We start from the raw sequence: 15,850 nt of genomic DNA, 5'->3' as shown, positions 1-15,850 counted from the left end.
TCATCGGAAATATTACAGACAGATAACAAACCCTACCGGTCTACAGGTAATCGGGCCACCATGGCACCACGACACCGTTCCCGCACCCGCAGAAGGAGACACGGCCGTGGCCGACACCCCCGCACCCGCCCCCGCGCCCGACCACGCCGAAGCCGTCGAGACCGCCCTCGGGAAACTCGGCCTCGACGCCAAGGCCGCGCTCCTCGCCGGGCAGGACATGTGGTCCCTCCCGGCCCTCCCGGAGATCGGACTCGCGTCCCTGGTCATGTCGGACGGTCCGGTGGGTGTCCGGGGCACCCGGTGGAGCGCCGACGACCCCTCGATCGCCCTGCCGTCCCCCACCGCGCTCGCCGCCGCCTGGGACCCCGCCCTGGCCCGCCGGACCGGACGGCTCCTCGCCCAGGAGGCCCGCCGCAAGGGGGTCCACGTCCTGCTCGCGCCCACCGTCAATCTGCACCGCTCCCCCCTCGGCGGGCGCCACTTCGAGTGCTACTCGGAGGACCCGTACCTCACCGGCGAGATCGGCACCGGCTATGTCCTCGGTGTCCAGGACGGGGGAGTGGGCACCACCGTCAAACACTTCACCGGCAACGACGCCGAGACCGACCGCTTCACCGTCGACAACCTCATCGCCCCGCGCCCCCTGCGCGAGCTGTATCTGGCGCCGTTCGAGGCCATCGTGAGGAACGCCCACCCCTGGGGCATCATGGCCGCCTACAACCAGGTCAACGGCTCCACCATGACGGAGCACCGCTATCTCCAGAACGCCGTGCTGCGCGGCGAATGGGGCTTCGACGGCTTCATCGTCTCCGACTGGCTCGCCGCCCGCTCCACCGCCGGAGCCCTCACCGGCGGACTCGACGTCGCCATGCCCGGCCCGCGCACCGTCTACGGCGAGGCGCTGGCCGCCGCCGTCCGCGACGGCCTGGTCCAGGAGTCCGACGTGGACACCGCCGTGCGCCGGGTCCTGCTCCTCGCCGCCCGCGCCGGCCTGCTCGACGGGGCGGAACCGGCCGTCACCGAACCCCCCGCCCGCATCGACGGCCAGGCCCTGGCCCGCGAGATCGCCCACCGCTCCTTCGTCCTGCTCCGGAACACGGCCGTGCCCGGCCGCGCCGCCGCGCTGCCCCTCGACCCCGCCCGCACCGGCCGGATCGCCCTCATCGGCGCCGCCGCCCGCGACGCCCGCGTCCTCGGCGGCGGCTCCGCCACCGTCTTCCCCGAGCGGGTCGTCTCCCCGCTCGCCGGCCTCGCCGCCGTACTGCCCCCCGCGGACCTCACCTACGCGGTCGGCGCCGACCCCCACGACGAACTCGGCCCCGCCGGAACCGGCTTCACCCTCACCGCGATCTGCCGCGACCGCGCCGGCCGGACCATCGGCGAGGCCACCCTGCCCGGCGGCCACGTCCAGTGGATCGGCGCCGACCTCCCCGCCGGAGTCACCCACGAGACCCTGCACTCCGTGGAGATCCGGGGCCGGTACATCCCCCGCGAGAGCGGCGAGCACACCTTCGGCACCCGGGGCATCGGCGCCTTCCGGCTCACCGTCGGCGACCGGGTCCTGTGGGACGGCGCCCAGCCGATGGGCGACGAATCCGACCCCTTCGGCGCCTTCTTCGGCGCCCCGCGGGAGCGCGCCCGCGTCCCCCTCACCCGGGGCGAGCCCACCACGGTCTCGCTGCGCCATGTGATCGACAGCACCGTCGGGACACCGATGCCCGCCGTCGTCTTCTCCCTGCTGCACGCCGAACCCCGCCGTGACGCCGACGAGCTGATCGCGGAGGCCGTCGAGGCCGCCCGCGCGGCCGACACCGCCGTCGTGGTCGTCGCCACCACCGAGAGCGTGGAGTCCGAGGGCTTCGACCGCGCCGGTCTGTCGCTCCCCGGCCGCCAGAACGACCTGGTGCGCGCGGTCGCCGCCGCCAACCCGGACACCGTCGTGGTCGTCAACGCCGGCTCCCCGGTGGAACTGCCCTGGCGCGAGGAGGTCGCGGCGATCCTGCTGACCTGGTTCCCCGGCCAGGAGGGCGGCGCCGCGCTCGCCGATGTCCTGCTCGGCGCCCGGGAGCCCGGCGGCCGGCTCCCCACCACCTGGCCCGCCGCCCTCGACGACGCACCCGTCACACGGGTCGTCCCGTCCGACGGCGCACTGCCCTACAGCGAGGGCCTCTTCATCGGCTACCGCGGCTACGACCGGGCCGGTACCGTCCCCGCGTACCCCTTCGGCCACGGCCTCGGCTACACCACCTGGGCGTACGAATCCCTGGAGGCCCGCCCCGGCGCCGTCCGGGTGCGAGTGCGCAACACCGGTGCCCGGACCGGCCGGGAGACGGTGCAGATCTATCTCGCGCCCGCCCCCGGGGGCCCGCACGAGCGTCCGCTCCGCTGGCTGGCGGGCTTCGCCTCCGTCGAGGCCGCGCCGGGGGAGACCGCCGAGGCCGAGATCGTCCTGTCCCGCCGCGCCTTCGAGATCTGGGACGAGTCCGGCCACTCCTGGGAGTTCGTCCCCGGTCCGTACGAGGTCCACGCGGCACACGCGCTCGACGACGCGCGCCTGACCACCACCCTGGAGGTCTGAACCCGCGCCGCCGTGCCCCGGGAACCCGGGGCACGGGCCGCCAACCGGCGTTCGCCCGGGGGCCGGTGACCGCGTGGTGGGCCGTACGGGATACTGGAGCACCACACACCAGGAGGCAGAACGCGTGAACGGCGACATATCCGGCAAGCGGCAGGAGTCCGGGCTCGACACCTCCCTGCCGCACTCGGCCCGGATCTGGAACTACTGGCTGGGCGGCAAGGACAACTACCCCGTCGACCAGAAGGTGGGGGAGGAGTTCCGCGCGTTCTTCCCCGGCGTCGTCGATCTCGCCCGCGACTCACGGGCCTTCCTCGTCCGGGCCGTCGACCATCTGGCCCGGGAGGAGGGCATCCGGCAGTTCCTGGACGTCGGCACCGGCCTGCCCACCGCCAACAACACCCACCAGATCGCCCAGCGGGCGGCCCCCTCCTCGCGCATCGTCTACGTGGACAACGACCCGCTGGTCCTGGCCCACGCCAGGGCCCTGCTGGTGGGAACCCCGGAAGGCGCCACCGACTACATCGACGCCGACCTGGGCGACCCCGCGGCCATCGTCGAACAGGCGGCGCGGACCCTGGACCTGGCCCGGCCCGTCGCCCTCACCCTGATGCAGGTCGTCGGGCACATCGCCGACCACGGCGAGGCGCGGTCGACCGTGCGGGCGCTGATGGACGCGCTGCCGTCGGGCAGCTATCTGGTGTTCAACGACAGCGTCGACACCAACGAGGCCAACGCCGCCGCCACCCGCCGCTACAACGACAGCGGCGCGGCCCCCTACCATCTGCGCAGCCCCGAGGAGATCGCCGGGTTCTTCGACGGCCTGGAGCTGCTGGAGCCGGGGGTCGTACCGCTGGACCGCTGGCGCCCCGACCCCGCCGAGGACACCCCCCGGGACGAGGTCATCGCCCTGGGCGGGGTCGGGCGCAAGCGCTGACACGGCGGGCCCGGCGCTCAGCCCCTCCCCGTCCCCCGGTGGTTCAGCAGCACCGGCAGGGCGGCGACGTCATTGGCGATGAACGAGCGCTGGAACCCGAGCGACCGGGGATCGCCCGCGAGGGCGATCCCCGGGAACCGCGCGAACAGGGCGGGCAGCGCCACCCCGGCCTCCAGACGCGCCAGAGGGGCCCCGAGGCAGTAGTGCACCCCGTGCCCGAACGCCAGATGCTCCTTGTCCGCGCGGTCCAGGTCGAAGGCGTCCGCGTCCCGGTGGACACCGGGATCGCGGCCGTGCGCCCCGAAGGCCACGAGCACCGCGTCACCGGGCCGCAGCACCACCCCCTCACCGAGGTCGATGTCCTCCGTTACCCACCGCAGCGGCAGATGCATCACCGCCGCGTGCAGCCGCAGGGTCTCCTCGATCGCATCGCCCCACCGCCCCGGATCGGCGCGTACGGCATCGAGCTGCCGGCGATCCGTCAGCAGCGCCCGCACGGCCTGGCCGATGAGGGCGATCGTGGTCTGGCTCCCGGCTCCGAGCATCAGAATCAGCGTGGAGACCAGCTCCTGCTCGCTGAGCCGGTCCGCACCGCCCTCCCGGGCCGCGAGCAACAGGGAGGTCATGTCCTCACCGGGCTCCCGGCGCCGGAACGCGACCAGCGCCTTCATCGTGGCCATCAGCCCGTCACGGACGGCCGCGGCGTCCTCCTCGCTGACCCCCGTCGCCGCCACCCGCTCGAAGACCCGCAGCACCTCGGGGCGCTGATCCTCCGGTACCCCGAAGAGATCACAGATCACCCGGGTCGGCACCGGATAGCTGAACAGGGCCCGCAGATCCACCGGTTCATCGCCCGGCCGCTCCTCCAGCGCGTCGAGCAGACCGTCCACGACGGCGGTGACCCCCGGCCGCATCGCCTCGATCCGGCGGGGTGAGAACGCGGGGCCGATCAGCCTCCGCAGCCGGGTGTGGTCGCCGCCCTCGGAGGTGAACATGGACTCGGTGTCCACCCACGGGAAGAGCCAGGACACCCGCCCAGGCCGGTACCCGGGCACGGCCGCCCGCGCGTCCCGGGAGACCCCCCGATGCGTCAGCAGCCTTCTGACCACGTCCCCCCGGGAGACGGACCAGGCCGTCACCCCTTCGGGCAGCCCGACACGGACGGCGGGCCCCGCCGCACGGAGCCGGTCGACCTGCTCGTACAGATCCGGGCCGCCGTCGCTGCCGAGCGGCACGGGGGCGCTGGTGCCGGAACTGGTCATGCTCATCCTCCTGTGGCGGTGCGCGGACCGGTGACGCGCACCACGATCCGCCCTGCGCGGCGCCACGTCCACGCCTCCGCGCGCGGGCGGCCGGCCATCGCCCCCGGACGCCCATGAACCCCCGTCACCCGGTGTCCAGCACCGCCGCGTTCGTCGTAAAAGGCGATGGAATTCACGGATGAAACGCCCATGCGGCCTAATTATGTCGCCCAATTGCTCCACATCAGGGGTGCCCGCACCGTCGTTATTCGGAATATGACGACAACAAAGAGCCCGGCCATGGCGGCCTCCCGCCGTGCGATCGCCCCCGACGCGGTGAGGATGGGACAGTGGGCATTTGTCCCCGGCATGGACCGTTCCGTGCCGGACGGCGGTCACGCCTCGCTCCAGTACGGGGGCCGCTGTGTCGAACTCAGATACTCGTCCTCCGTGGTGGAGGACCTGCTGACGACCATCGGCCGGCTTCAGGACGAGTTCGCCCGGCGCTCCGGCACCGGGTACGCGCCGTCCGCCGCCAGCCGTGACGAATGGACGGGGAATATCGTCCATGTATGAGGAGTACGACCCCTACGGTTCACCGTCCCCCCACCCCGATCAGCACGGTTACGTTCCCTGGGAGGAAACGTATGTGCCCTCCCCGGTGGAATCCGTCGCCGCATATCAGCCGATGGGCCCGCCGGTCATGGAGACTCTCGACGGGGTGTGGGACCCCACCGAAGAGCTGGAGCAACTGCTCCAGAACTCCGGAGTCCATGAATTCGACGGACTCCCCGGCCACGGCCGGAAACCGGAACCAATGGACGTGCCCCTGCGCACGGGGCTCCTCGGGCCGCCCGCCGAGGCACCCCCCAGACCACCGGCCCCGCACCGCCGGCGGCGCCGGCCGCCCAACCGGGGTCCCAAGTTCCTGCTCGCGCGGGCGATCAGTTTCTCGATCGCCGCGCTCGCCGCCGTCATCGTCTCCATGGTCAGCGTGCTCGGCGGGATGGTGGCCCTGGACCCGCTGCGGAGCATCGCCGACCCCCGGCTGCCCCAGACCCTGATCCACTGGTGGCCGCTGCTGGTCTACGGCCCCTGGATCGTCGCCTCCCTCTCCATCCTGCGGGCCTCGCTCCACCGCCGCCGGGCCGTGCACTCCTGGTCCGTGGTCCTCATCTTCTCCACGGTCGCCACACTGCTCTGCATCACCCAGGCGCCCCGGACCCTCACCGCCGCGGCCGCCGCCGCGCTGCCGTCCATCGCCGCGCTCGCCTGCTTCCAGCAACTGGTCCGGCTCATCACCATGGTCCGGCCGCCGCGCCAGGTCACCGCGCGGCACCGGCACACCGTTCCCCCGCCTCCGCCACCGGCCGACCGCCGCCCGGCCGGTGACCACCCGGTCAAGCCCCAGACCCCCGTCCGCGCACCCCTGTCCGAGCCGGACCGGACCATCCAGCTCCGCAGACCCCCCGAACAGGGCGCCTTCCCCCGCCGCCCGCAGACCCGGCACGGCGAATTCCTGTAGCCGGCCCCGCCGAACGGCCGCGCCGCGGCCGGGTCCCCCCTCGTGCCCGGCGGGAGGAAGCGGCCGCGCGCGCCTCCGGCGGCACCGGACCCGGCGGCTCGGGGACGGACGACCTCTCCCCGGGCGCCGATCCCCCGGCCCGGAGGGGCCACGGCGGCCGGTCCGCAGGCCACGGCCCGGAGGGCGACGAGGCCCGTCCCCGGACCACGGCCCGGAGGGTGGTCAGGCCCGGTCACGGCGCCCGGCCGGTCACGGTGATCGCCCGCACCGGACACAGCCGTACCGCCTCCCGCACCCGGTGCTCCTGGCGCGCCGCCGTCCAGGACGGGAGCAGTTCGCTCAGCCCGTCGTCGTCCTGGGTGAACACCTCGGGCGCGGTGAGCGCGCACATGCCCGCCCCGATGCAGACCTCCCTGTCCACCTCGACGCGCAGACCCTCCCGGCTCTCCGCCGCGCCGCCGGTCACCAGGCGACCGGCAATTCCAGCATGCCCTGCAGGGTGTCGCCGGGTTTGAACGGGACCTGGTCGGCGGGGACGGTCAGCCGCAGCCCCGGCAGCCGCACGAACAGCGACCGCAGGGCGATCTCCATCTCGGCACGGGCCAGATTCTGCCCCAGGCACTGGTGCACTCCGTAGCCGAAGCCGATGTGGTGGCGCGCCGCGCGGCTCCAGTCCAGGGCGTCCGGCGCCGGGAACGCGTCGGCGTCCCGGTTGATCATCGAGGTCGCGAACACGACCCCGTCGTCCGCCCGGATCGTCCCCCCGCCCTCGACCTCGATGTCCTCGACCGCCACCCGCAGCATGCCGTCCGCGATCGACAGAAACCGCATCAGCTCCTCGATCGCCGCCGGCATCAGCGACTCGTCCGCCCGGAGTTCGGCGAGTCGCTCCGGATGCTGGAGCAGGGTGAAGACCCCCAGGGAGATCATGTTCGCGGTGGTCTCATGTCCCGCGATGAGCAGGATGATGGCCAGGCCGATCAGTTCCTCGCGGTCCAGCGGGCCCGCCGCCCGCCCGCGCCGGATCAGCTCGTCGAGCAGCCCGTCGCCGTCGCAGGGGCCGGCGGCCCGTTCGTCGATCAGCCCGCCCATGTACGCGTCCAGCCGGTCCCGTGCCCGCACGCTGTCCTCGCCGGACCGGCCGCGCAGCAGGATGCGGGACTGCTCCTCGAAGAAGTCGTGGTCCGCGTAGGGGACTCCGAGGAGGTCGCAGATCACCATCGACGGCACCGGCAGGGCGAAGGCGCCCACCAGTTCGGCGGGCGGCCCCTTCTCCACCAGCTCGTCCAGCAGCCGGTCCACCGTCCGCTGGATCGCCGGCCGGAGCGCGGCCACCCGCTTGAGGCTGAAGCCGGGGATGAGCATCCGGCGCTGGGCGTTGTGCTCGGGATCGTCGACCCCGAGCAGCGCGACCCGGCGCGGGCCGATGGCGGCGATACGCGGATTGGTGACCGGGAAGGACCGGTGCTCCCGGTCGCTGGACAGCCGGGGATCGGTCAGCAGCTCTCGCGCGAGCGCGTGGCCGGTGACCGCCCACACCGAGCGGCCGTCGTAGAGCGATACGCGGCTGATCGGCCCCGCCGCGCGCAGGGGTTCGTAGGCCGTGGGAGGGGTGTAGGGGCAGGCGCGGCTCTGGGGGAAGGCGACGGTGTCCGACAACGGGGGCCTCTCAGAGGTGGGAGTCCGATGTGCCGCTTCATTACATGCCTCGGGCACCTAACCGTCTACGCGTAGTTCGGCCAAATCCCCCGACCCGGGGCGAAATGTACGTCCGAGCGGCCCACCGAACGGAGAGGCGTACGCGAACCTCCGCCGCGGCGGTCCCGGGCCGGCCGGCACCGCCGGGGTGCTACGGCGGACCCCCGGGCAGGACGGCGGAGTGGTCCCGCGGACGGCGGGGCGACGAGCGGCAGGGCAGGACGAGATGTCTCGCCCAGCGCGCCCGCGCCTCGCCGGCCGTCGCCGCCGGGAACCCGAACTGCTCACCGGCCCCGGGCCAGCCGCACCAACAGGCCACGTACCAACCGGAACAGGGGGCCGTGAGCCGGGTCAGCGAAGGCCGGTGCTCGGCGAGAATCAGCTGCGCGTGCCCGGCCCGGCGGCCCGGAGCCGGCGCGGTGCCGCAGAAATGCATCTCGGACTCGTCCGCGGTCCACAGCCACCCCCGCTTCCACACATACGCCTTCGCCCTGCGCTCCGTGGTGTACGGGGTGCGCAGCACCGCCGTACAGCCCGGCCAGTCGCACTCGAAAACCCGCACCTGTACCCGTGCCATGCGAGCACGATACGGACCACCGGACGCCCGCACCCGCGCCCGGCCCGGCCGTCACCGATACGGACGACACCCCTCCCGGACGCTGACGCGCCGCACACCACCGCACCCACCGCCGACGGCCGGCGCGCGCTTCCCCCGCCCGTTCACGCGCAGGCCATCCCGTCCTTGACCTCGGGCCACGCCTCCACGCCCGCGGGGGTGCGCACATACGCCCTCGACCCGTCGGCCGCCAGCCACAGCTCCCGGTCGCCGAGCCGGTAGCGCGTGTCCCGCGCGTCATCGGGCAGGGCCGCGCTTCCGTCGTACCGCGAGGTGAGCATCGACGCCGGCAGCACCCCCTCCGGGTCCCGGGCGTACGAGGCGCGGTCCGTGGTCGCGTCCAACTCCACGAAGTGGGCCTTCTCCCACGCGCAGTGCTCGGCACCGGAGTATCCGGTCACCCTGGTGACCGGGACCCGTCTGCCGTCGGTGTCGGTCCAGATCTCATAGCCCCGGGTGTCGGTGAAGGAGGCCGGAAGCTCCGCCGGATCGCAGGAGGCGCTGGTGTCCGGCCCCCAGCCCGGGCGCCCCGGCTGGTCCTCGGCCACCACCACGGCGATCCTGGTCCTGCCCTTCACATCGAAGGAGTACAGCACGCGTCCGTCGGCCTCGGCCTCCACGCGATAGCCGTACCGGGGCAGGTCGGGCTGTTGCATGTCGAAGAACGCCGCGAGCCCCTCCTCCGGGGTCGCCCCGCCGTCCCCCTCGCTCCAGGTGTCGCCGCCTCCGCCCGAATAGATGGCCCCCTCGCACTCCAGCGCCCGGCCGGCCGCCCCCGAGAGGAGCCTCATACCCTCCGGGGTGTCGTTGTCGATCTCCCGGCCGCCGTTGCCGTGCCGTACCAGCAGCGGGCCGCCGTACGGGGAGGCGGGCGGCTCCCCGGCGACCACGAGGCCCTCCGGGGCTCTCCCGTTCGCGCCGCCGCCTCCCGCCCCCCGCCCGGTGTCGCACCCGACCGCCACGACCGCGATGACGACCACCGCCGCCGACCCGGCCACTCTGCTTCCCCGCATGTCTCCCCCACCACTGTCCGCTCTCGGATCTCTGCCGTCCGTGACGGTTCTCCGCCGCCCGTGACGACGGTCCGACGCCCGGAACCACGGTTCGGTTCCGGGCGCCGGACCGGCACGCAGGAGGGAGGAGGGAGGAGGGAGGAGGGAGGGACGGGACAGCGGCGGGGGAGTGCGCTCAGCGCCGCAGCGCCCACCTCTGCACGGACTCCAGTGGGCCCGTCCGGAAGCGCCGCAGCCACAGTGCGGAACCCGCCATCAGGACCGCGCACACCACCAGCCACAGCCCCATCACCCACCAGGGCCGCCACGAGTCGTCCAGCCGGTGCGCCAGCCCGAGCCCGAAGCCGTACGACACCAGCACACACAGCACATTCTGAAGGACATACCCCGACAGAGCGGTCCTGCCGACCGAGGTGAGGCCGTTCATCAGCGGCCCCGGCCGCCGTATCCGGTCCACCAGAACGCCGATCAGCCCGATGTAGCCGAGCGCGGTCAGCGGACCGGCCACGTATCGGTCCAGCAGGAACAGCTCCGGCCCGGCGAGCGAGGCGGCGACACTGAGCGGCAGCCCGAGACCCAGCCCCCACGCCAGCAGACGGGCGCGGATACGGCGCCCCACGGGCTCGGCGCCGAACGCCCCGGCCCGGAAGAGCCGCACCCCGAGAAGGAACAGGAAGACCAGCAGGAAGAAGGTGAGCACCGGCTCCAGCCGGAGCGCGAGGGCGTTCTCCAGCCGGAAGGCGATCTGCTCGCCCCAACTCCCGTACGCGTACAGATCGGTCACCTCGCGCGAGACCGACCCGCCACCCTGTTCCCCGGTCCCGGCCAGAGCCGCCGTCAGCAGGCCGATCAGGGCCAGATGCAGCCCCAGCGCCCACCACATCACCCGGTTCTGCACCACCTGCGAACGGGCCAGCAGCCACGCGACCAGGAGCGCGGTCACCGCGTACCCCATCAGCACATCCCACGCGAAGACCAGCACGAAGTGCACCGTCCCCTCGGCGAACAGAAGCAGGGCCCGCCACCGGTAGCGCCCCGGCCACGGCTCACCGCGCCGGACCGCCGATCCGTACTGAATGGCCAGGCCCACCCCGAAGAGAATCGTGAGCAGCGAGAGGAACTTGCCGTTCGCCAGCAGCCGTGCGACACCCTCGGCCGCGCCGGCGAAGGAGTCGAAGGACGGCTGCGCCTCGCCGCTCAGTACCCCCCACTCCGCGCCGGGACCGGTGAAGATCCAGACGTTGGTCATCAGAGTGCCCAGAATCGCGGCCCCGCGCAGCACGTCCAGCAGTGCCAGGCGGCGGGGCGGCGGTCCCGCGGTCGTCGTCGGGGAGGTCATGGTCTCGGTCATGTCTTCATCGTTTCTCCCCGCCGGACCACCCACGTCATGACCGCAGACGAAGAGGCGCTACATCTTTCGGTGTAGCGCCCGGGCGAGGGCCCCGACCTGCGCACGACGACCCACCCGGCGCGCCGCGCCGGATGGGTCGTCGTGGTCGTCGTGGAATGCGCTGGTACGGAGAGGGAGGAGAGGGACGCCGCTAGAGAGCCGGCCTCATCGCATCCGCCAGTACCTGATGGCCGGTGGGGTTGGGGTGGATGTCCTGGAGCGCGCCGCAGACGAAGGTCAGCTGGCAGATGCGCGCCACATTGGTCGGAACCTTCCCCACACCGGCGACATCCACGTCGGGGGTGAAGGCGAAGGACTCATAGGCGGTGGCGAAGTCCGCCAGGGTGAAGTGCGTGTTCCGGTAGTGCTTGGCCACGATCTCGTTGAAGGCCTGCTGCACACCCGCCGACTGCTGCGCGATGATCTGCCCCTGTGCTCCGGTGAGCCAGGTCACCAGGAAGGGGTTGACGGAGTTGGCACCCGCGAGATGGGTCTGCGTGCTCGACGCCGTGTTGATCGCACTGGTGATTCTGCCGAGGTTGGTGTCGAGGGTCTTGAGCGCCCGCAGGGTGCAGCTCACATCGATGGCGCCGTTGACGAAGCACGTACCGATGTCGTTCCCGCCGATGTTCAGCGAGACGAACTTCACCCGGGTGCCGTTCTGCTTGAGGAAGTCCACCGCCTTGCCGAGCTGGGACACCGTCTTGTTGGCGCTGTCCTTGTAGTCGCAGATACCGCGATTGATCATCGTCGCGGTGGTCTCGCCCGTGCAACCCAGCTTGATATGACGCAGATTGGCATCCGTCTTCTTCAACTGGGTGAAGAGTTTGTCCGTATAGGCCTGGTCGGTGTCCCGCTGCACGTCCGGCTGGAAGCCGCTGGCCAGCGAGTCGCCCAGCGAGACGTAGTAGGTGGGCTCCGCACTGGCCGCCGTGCCCCGGGCGTCGGCGGGTGCGGCCGTTGCGCCGGCCGAGCCGCCGGCCATCAACCCCAGCAGGGTGGCGGCTGTGGCGAGAAATGCGAGGGGTCCGCGGATACGCATCTGCTGTCTTCTCCTCTGAAGCGAAGGGGGACTCCCGGGTCTCCGAGCCGGCTCTCTGGTGGTTCCCGGAGGATTCCCGGAGATTTCTCGGCTGCCGCTCGGCTACCGCTCGGGGGTTTCCCGGGTGTTTCCCGGGTGTCGCTCGGATGCCGCTCGGGTGTCGCTCGGTTGTCTCTTCAGGACGTTGACCGACTGCACGGCGGCCCGAGCGCGAGCCGTTCAACCCCGCTGTCTCCGGGGATCTGTTCCGGCCGTCCCTCCGATGCCCCAGGAGCCCCCTCCACCCCTTCTGTCTCCTCCCGTCCCGCCTGCCCTGCCTGTCCTGCCGACCGGTGGACATCCCGGATTCCGCTCCGCGGCTGATGGCCGTGCCCTGCCTCCCGGTACGCGGCGACGGCCCGAGAGGAGGGAACACCGGCCGGACCTGCGCCCACCCTCCGACCCGCCTGCCCGCCGACGCCGGGCCTCCGCACCCGGGTTCCGTCTCCGCCCCGGCTGAAATCGCGGACCCGAGTGCCCACGGCTCGCTGAACGGCCGAATGCCGGTGTCGCCCGGCTGCCGGAGAGGGGGACGAGTGGGACGGGCCGTCCGTACCGGCCCCCGGCGGTACGGACCCGGGCCGGGAGGGAGGGAACCCACACTCCACCACGCCCGGGATCGGCCCGTACGCCGCAGATCCGCCCGGGCGGCGGACTCACCGTCTCACGGTCGCGGTGTTCCGCCGAGGTACTGGTAGGCATCCTGGGCGATGGTGATCTCGTGGAGCTGGGTGGTGCCCTCGATGATCTCCATGATCTTCGTGTCGCGGTAGTGCCGCTGAGCGGAATGGGCGGGGCTGCACCCCTGTGCCCCATGGATCTGCACGGTGTTGGCGGCGGCCTGCGAGGCCGCCGAAGCGGCGAAGTACTTCGCCATCCACGTGGCCTGCTGATGGTGCGGATCGTCGGTGTCCTTGAGCTGCCCGGCACGGGCGCAGAGAAGCCTGGCCGCCTGGGTGTCCGTGACCATCCGGGTGATCATCTGCTGGATGAGCTGATGTTCCCTCAGAGGGGAATCGGCGGTGTGGGCGATCGAGGCCTCCAGGCACGCCTGAAGAATCCCGGTGGTCCCGGACGCCACACTGAAGCGGCCGATGTCGAGGGCGGCGGGAACGACGGTGTGAAGGGCGAACCCGTCGGGTCCGAGAAGCGCGTCGGGGGAGACGGGTGTGTGGTCGAAGGAGATATCGGCGTGCATGGCGGCACGGGTGCCGAGAAGGCCGGTGAGCGGCTGCACATGAACCGTCGCGTGCGACGGCTCGACGAGAAAGCCGGTCACGCCGGCCGGAGTCCGGGCGAGCACCAGCAGCACCCCCGCCGTCTGTCCGCCGGTCACCCAGCGCTTGGTCCCGTGCAGGGTGTGTCCGGCCGCAGACCGCGGGGTGGCGGTGGTCCTGAGCCCTGCCGGATTCGACCCGGCCCCGGTCTCGGTGAGACACAACGCCCCGGTCGTGCTCCCGGCAGCGAGCCCCGGAAGCCAGCGCTCCCGCTGCTCAGGAGTGCCCCAGCGCGCGACGGCCGAGACCACCATGGTGTGCGCGGTGAGCAGACTCCGCACGGACGAGCACCCACGGCCGACTTCCTCGTGCAGAACACCCAGCCCTTCCATGCCCACCCCCGCACCACCGCGCGCGATGGGCAGAATCGCCCCCCACCAGCCGAACTCCCCGATGAGCTGGAGAACGTCGGGCGGAACACGCTGGTTCCTGTCGAATTCGGTCGCATGGGGAGCGATATGGGCTTCGACCTGGGTGCGGGTGGTGTGCCGGACGTTCTGCGCGCTGGTGGGGTCGGTCATGGGGAGGTCGTCTGCGTGAGCCGTTGGATCAGTTCGTTGATGGCGGTGATGGTACGGAAATTGTCGGGACGGAGTTCATCGTTCGGGATCGTGATTTCGTAGGCCTTTTCGATGTGGGTGATCAGCCGGACGGTGAAGAGGGAGTTGGCCACGCCGAGTTCGTAGATGTCGTCGTTGTCGTCGAGGGCGAGTCCGGGGTAGGTGTCGGTGAGGTAGTGGTTGATGGTGGGCGGGGGGTGATGGGTCATTCTCTTTCTCCTTCTCTATCGGATTCTTTTCCGGTTGTTGTTCCGGTGGCTTTTGCTTTCTGTGGTGTGTGGTGTGTGGTGTTTGTGTGGGGTGTGGTTTAGGGGTAGGGGTAGAAGCCTTGGTGGGTTTTGCGGCCGTGGAGGTGGGCGTTGACCATGTGGTGGAGGAGGGGGCTGGGGGTGTATTTGGGGTTGTTGGTGTGGTGGTGGAGGTTTTGGAGGCTGTGGAGGATGGTGTCGAGTCCGATGAGGTCGGCGGTGTGGAGGGGGCCCATGGTGTGGCCGAGGGTGGTGGTGAAGAGGGTGTCGATTTGTTCGGGGGTGGCGATGTTTTCGTGGACGAGGTTGATGGCTTCGTTGATGGTGGTCATGAGGATGCGGTTGGAGATGAAGCCGGGGGTGTCTTTGATGGTGAGGGTGTGTTTTCCGAGGGTGGTGAGGAGTTGTTGGGTGCGGGTGATGGTGTCGGGGGTGGTGTGGTGTCCGGGGATGAGTTCGACGAGGGGTTTGAGGGGGGCGGGGTTCATGAAGTGGATGCCGATGATGTGGGTGGGGCGGTGGGTGAGTGCGGCGATTTTGGTGATGGGGTGGGTGGAGGTGTTGGCGGCGATGATGCAGTGGTCGGGGCAGTGGGTGTCGAGGAGGGGGTAGAGGTGTTGTTTGGTTTCCCATTGTTCGGTGGTGTTCTCGATGACGAATTCGGTGGTGGTGAGTTGGGTGTGGTCGGTGGTGCAGGTGATGCGGGTGAGTGCGCGGTCGGGGTCGTGGTCGGGTGGGGGTGTGGGGTGGGGTGTGGGGGGTGGGGTGTCGATGCCGGTGCCGGGGCCGGTGGGGATGGTGGTGGTGTGGGGGGTGGTGGGGGTGAGGAGGTGGTGGAGGCGGAGGTTGTGGTGGATCTGTTGTCTGGCGTGGTCGAGGATGGTGGGGTCGGTGTCGATGAGGAGGACGTCGTGGTGGGCGGTGGCGAGGTTCTGTGCGACTCCGGTGCCCATGGTTCCGGCTCCGATGACGGCGACGCGCATGCGGGGTTCCTCCGCGGGTGAGGGGGTGGGGGTCGGGGGTGGGGGTGGGGTGTCTTTCCGGTTTCCGGTTCTTTCCTTCTTTTTTCTTCTCTTTTTTCCCGCTTTCTTTTCTTCTTGTTTTCTTTTTGGTTTTTCGGTTCCCTTTCCGCTGGTCCGGTTCGGGTCTGGCGGGTTCGGTCCGGCCCGGTTCGGTCCGGCCCGGTTCGGTCCGGCCCGGGTTGGGCGGGGCCGGTTGGGGCCGGTTGGGGCCGGTCCGGGTTGGGTGCGTCCGCCGGTTCGGTCCGGGTTGGGTTGGGCGGGGCCGTGGGTTGAGGCCGGCGGGGGTCCGGGTTGGGCCGGGTCTGGCGGGTTGGGGCCGGTCCGGGCCGGGTCTGGCGGGTTGGATCTGAGTTGGATCTGGGTTGGATCTGGGTTGGTTTGGGTTCGGGGTGGGTTCGGCGGGGGCCCGGGGTGCGGGGTGGGGTGGGTTCGGCGGGGGTTCGCGGTGGGTTGAGTCCGGCGGGGTTGAGTCTGGGCTGGGCGGGGTTGGGTTCGGCGGGGGCCCGGGGGGTGAGTTTGGGCTGGGTTTGGGTTGGGGGTTGGGGTGGTTTGGGGGTTGTTGGCTGGTTGTTTGTCCGTGGGGTGGGCGGCGGGTCCGGGGCGCGTTGCCGGCGTTTGCCGGCGGGTGCCGGGGTGTCTGCCGGTGGGTGTGGCTTCTGTCGGTGGG

14 protein-coding genes are annotated in these 15,850 nt (G+C 71.4%); 4 read left to right on the top strand and 10 right to left on the bottom strand.

Annotation, left to right across the window (positions count from 1 at the left end):
• The first annotated feature begins 106 nt into the window (after positions 1-106).
• Entirely contained in the window at positions 107-2,578 is a 2,472-nt protein-coding gene (locus ACWCRA_RS14340; protein ID WP_451067712.1) for a glycoside hydrolase family 3 protein, read from the top strand.
• Between the two features lie 124 nt (positions 2,579-2,702).
• The gene (locus ACWCRA_RS14335; RefSeq protein ID WP_451067711.1) at positions 2,703-3,512 is read left to right on the top strand and encodes an SAM-dependent methyltransferase; all 810 of its coding nucleotides are present in this window, start codon (positions 2,703-2,705) and stop codon (positions 3,510-3,512) included.
• A gap of 17 nt (positions 3,513-3,529) precedes the next feature.
• Here the strand turns inward: ACWCRA_RS14335 and ACWCRA_RS14330 are convergent, their stop codons facing one another.
• Positions 3,530-4,774, bottom strand: a complete 1,245-nt coding sequence (locus tag ACWCRA_RS14330; protein WP_451067710.1) for a cytochrome P450 family protein — start codon at positions 4,772-4,774, stop codon at positions 3,530-3,532.
• 255 nt (positions 4,775-5,029) lie between these two features.
• Between ACWCRA_RS14330 and ACWCRA_RS14325 the strand changes: the two genes are divergently transcribed.
• Positions 5,030-5,329 (top strand): hypothetical protein, encoded by a 300-nt coding sequence (locus ACWCRA_RS14325; protein WP_351543691.1) that lies wholly within the window; start codon positions 5,030-5,032, stop codon positions 5,327-5,329.
• Positions 5,322-6,278, top strand: coding sequence for a hypothetical protein (locus ACWCRA_RS14320; RefSeq protein WP_451067709.1), 957 nt, complete (start codon positions 5,322-5,324; stop codon positions 6,276-6,278). The genes ACWCRA_RS14325 and ACWCRA_RS14320 overlap by 8 nt, the downstream gene beginning before the upstream one ends.
• A 232-nt stretch (positions 6,279-6,510) precedes the next feature.
• Here the strand turns inward: ACWCRA_RS14320 and ACWCRA_RS14315 are convergent, their stop codons facing one another.
• The 9 genes from ACWCRA_RS14315 to ACWCRA_RS14275 all read right to left on the bottom strand — a co-directional run bounded on the left by ACWCRA_RS14315 (position 6,511) and on the right by ACWCRA_RS14275 (position 15,144).
• A complete protein-coding gene (locus ACWCRA_RS14315; RefSeq protein WP_351543687.1) occupies positions 6,511-6,744 on the bottom strand; it encodes a ferredoxin in 234 nt (77 codons plus the stop codon).
• On the bottom strand, positions 6,741-7,937 hold the full coding sequence (locus ACWCRA_RS14310) for a cytochrome P450 (RefSeq protein WP_451067708.1): 1,197 nt from the start codon (positions 7,935-7,937) through the stop codon (positions 6,741-6,743). The genes ACWCRA_RS14315 and ACWCRA_RS14310 overlap by 4 nt, the downstream gene beginning before the upstream one ends.
• Before the next feature lie 190 nt (positions 7,938-8,127).
• Positions 8,128-8,553 (bottom strand): hypothetical protein, encoded by a 426-nt coding sequence (locus ACWCRA_RS14305; protein ID WP_351543681.1) that lies wholly within the window; start codon positions 8,551-8,553, stop codon positions 8,128-8,130.
• A gap of 143 nt (positions 8,554-8,696) precedes the next feature.
• Entirely contained in the window at positions 8,697-9,605 is a 909-nt protein-coding gene (locus ACWCRA_RS14300; RefSeq protein WP_451067707.1) for a hypothetical protein, read from the bottom strand.
• 175 nt (positions 9,606-9,780) lie between these two features.
• Positions 9,781-10,956: a DUF418 domain-containing protein gene (locus ACWCRA_RS14295; RefSeq protein WP_351543675.1), complete on the bottom strand. Its 1,176-nt coding sequence runs from the start codon at positions 10,954-10,956 to the stop codon at positions 9,781-9,783.
• A gap of 190 nt (positions 10,957-11,146) precedes the next feature.
• Complete coding sequence (locus ACWCRA_RS14290) at positions 11,147-12,037, bottom strand: SGNH/GDSL hydrolase family protein (protein ID WP_351543672.1); 891 nt, start codon at positions 12,035-12,037, stop codon at positions 11,147-11,149.
• A 703-nt stretch (positions 12,038-12,740) separates the two neighbouring features.
• The gene (locus tag ACWCRA_RS14285) at positions 12,741-13,874 is read right to left on the bottom strand and encodes an acyl-CoA dehydrogenase family protein (protein ID WP_351543669.1); all 1,134 of its coding nucleotides are present in this window, start codon (positions 13,872-13,874) and stop codon (positions 12,741-12,743) included.
• Positions 13,871-14,122 (bottom strand): phosphopantetheine-binding protein, encoded by a 252-nt coding sequence (locus ACWCRA_RS14280; RefSeq protein WP_351543666.1) that lies wholly within the window; start codon positions 14,120-14,122, stop codon positions 13,871-13,873. The genes ACWCRA_RS14285 and ACWCRA_RS14280 overlap by 4 nt, the downstream gene beginning before the upstream one ends.
• Before the next feature lie 98 nt (positions 14,123-14,220).
• Positions 14,221-15,144 (bottom strand): 3-hydroxyacyl-CoA dehydrogenase family protein, encoded by a 924-nt coding sequence (locus ACWCRA_RS14275; protein WP_351549906.1) that lies wholly within the window; start codon positions 15,142-15,144, stop codon positions 14,221-14,223.
• Positions 15,145-15,850: the final 706 nt, after the last annotated feature.

The sequence above is a fragment of the Streptomyces sp. NPDC001889 genome (assembly GCF_053594535.1).
This window is presented reverse-complemented; position numbering and strand designations above follow the sequence as displayed.

Bases quoted from the DNA above. Each gene is read 5' to 3' on its own strand.
- ACWCRA_RS14320 (WP_451067709.1), top strand. From the start codon at position 5,322: ATGTATGAGGAGTACGACCCCTACGGTTCACCGTCCCCCCACCCCGAT.
- ACWCRA_RS14290 (WP_351543672.1), bottom strand. From the start codon at position 12,037: ATGCGTATCCGCGGACCCCTCGCATTTCTCGCCACAGCCGCCACCCTG.
- ACWCRA_RS14330 (WP_451067710.1), bottom strand. From the start codon at position 4,774: ATGACCAGTTCCGGCACCAGCGCCCCCGTGCCGCTCGGCAGCGACGGC.
- ACWCRA_RS14300 (WP_451067707.1), bottom strand. From the start codon at position 9,605: ATGCGGGGAAGCAGAGTGGCCGGGTCGGCGGCGGTGGTCGTCATCGCG.
- ACWCRA_RS14275 (WP_351549906.1), bottom strand. From the start codon at position 15,144: ATGCGCGTCGCCGTCATCGGAGCCGGAACCATGGGCACCGGAGTCGCA.
- ACWCRA_RS14325 (WP_351543691.1), top strand. From the start codon at position 5,030: ATGACGACAACAAAGAGCCCGGCCATGGCGGCCTCCCGCCGTGCGATC.
- ACWCRA_RS14280 (WP_351543666.1), bottom strand. From the start codon at position 14,122: ATGACCCATCACCCCCCGCCCACCATCAACCACTACCTCACCGACACC.
- ACWCRA_RS14295 (WP_351543675.1), bottom strand. From the start codon at position 10,956: ATGACCGAGACCATGACCTCCCCGACGACGACCGCGGGACCGCCGCCC.
- ACWCRA_RS14285 (WP_351543669.1), bottom strand. From the start codon at position 13,874: ATGACCGACCCCACCAGCGCGCAGAACGTCCGGCACACCACCCGCACC.
- ACWCRA_RS14305 (WP_351543681.1), bottom strand. From the start codon at position 8,553: ATGGCACGGGTACAGGTGCGGGTTTTCGAGTGCGACTGGCCGGGCTGT.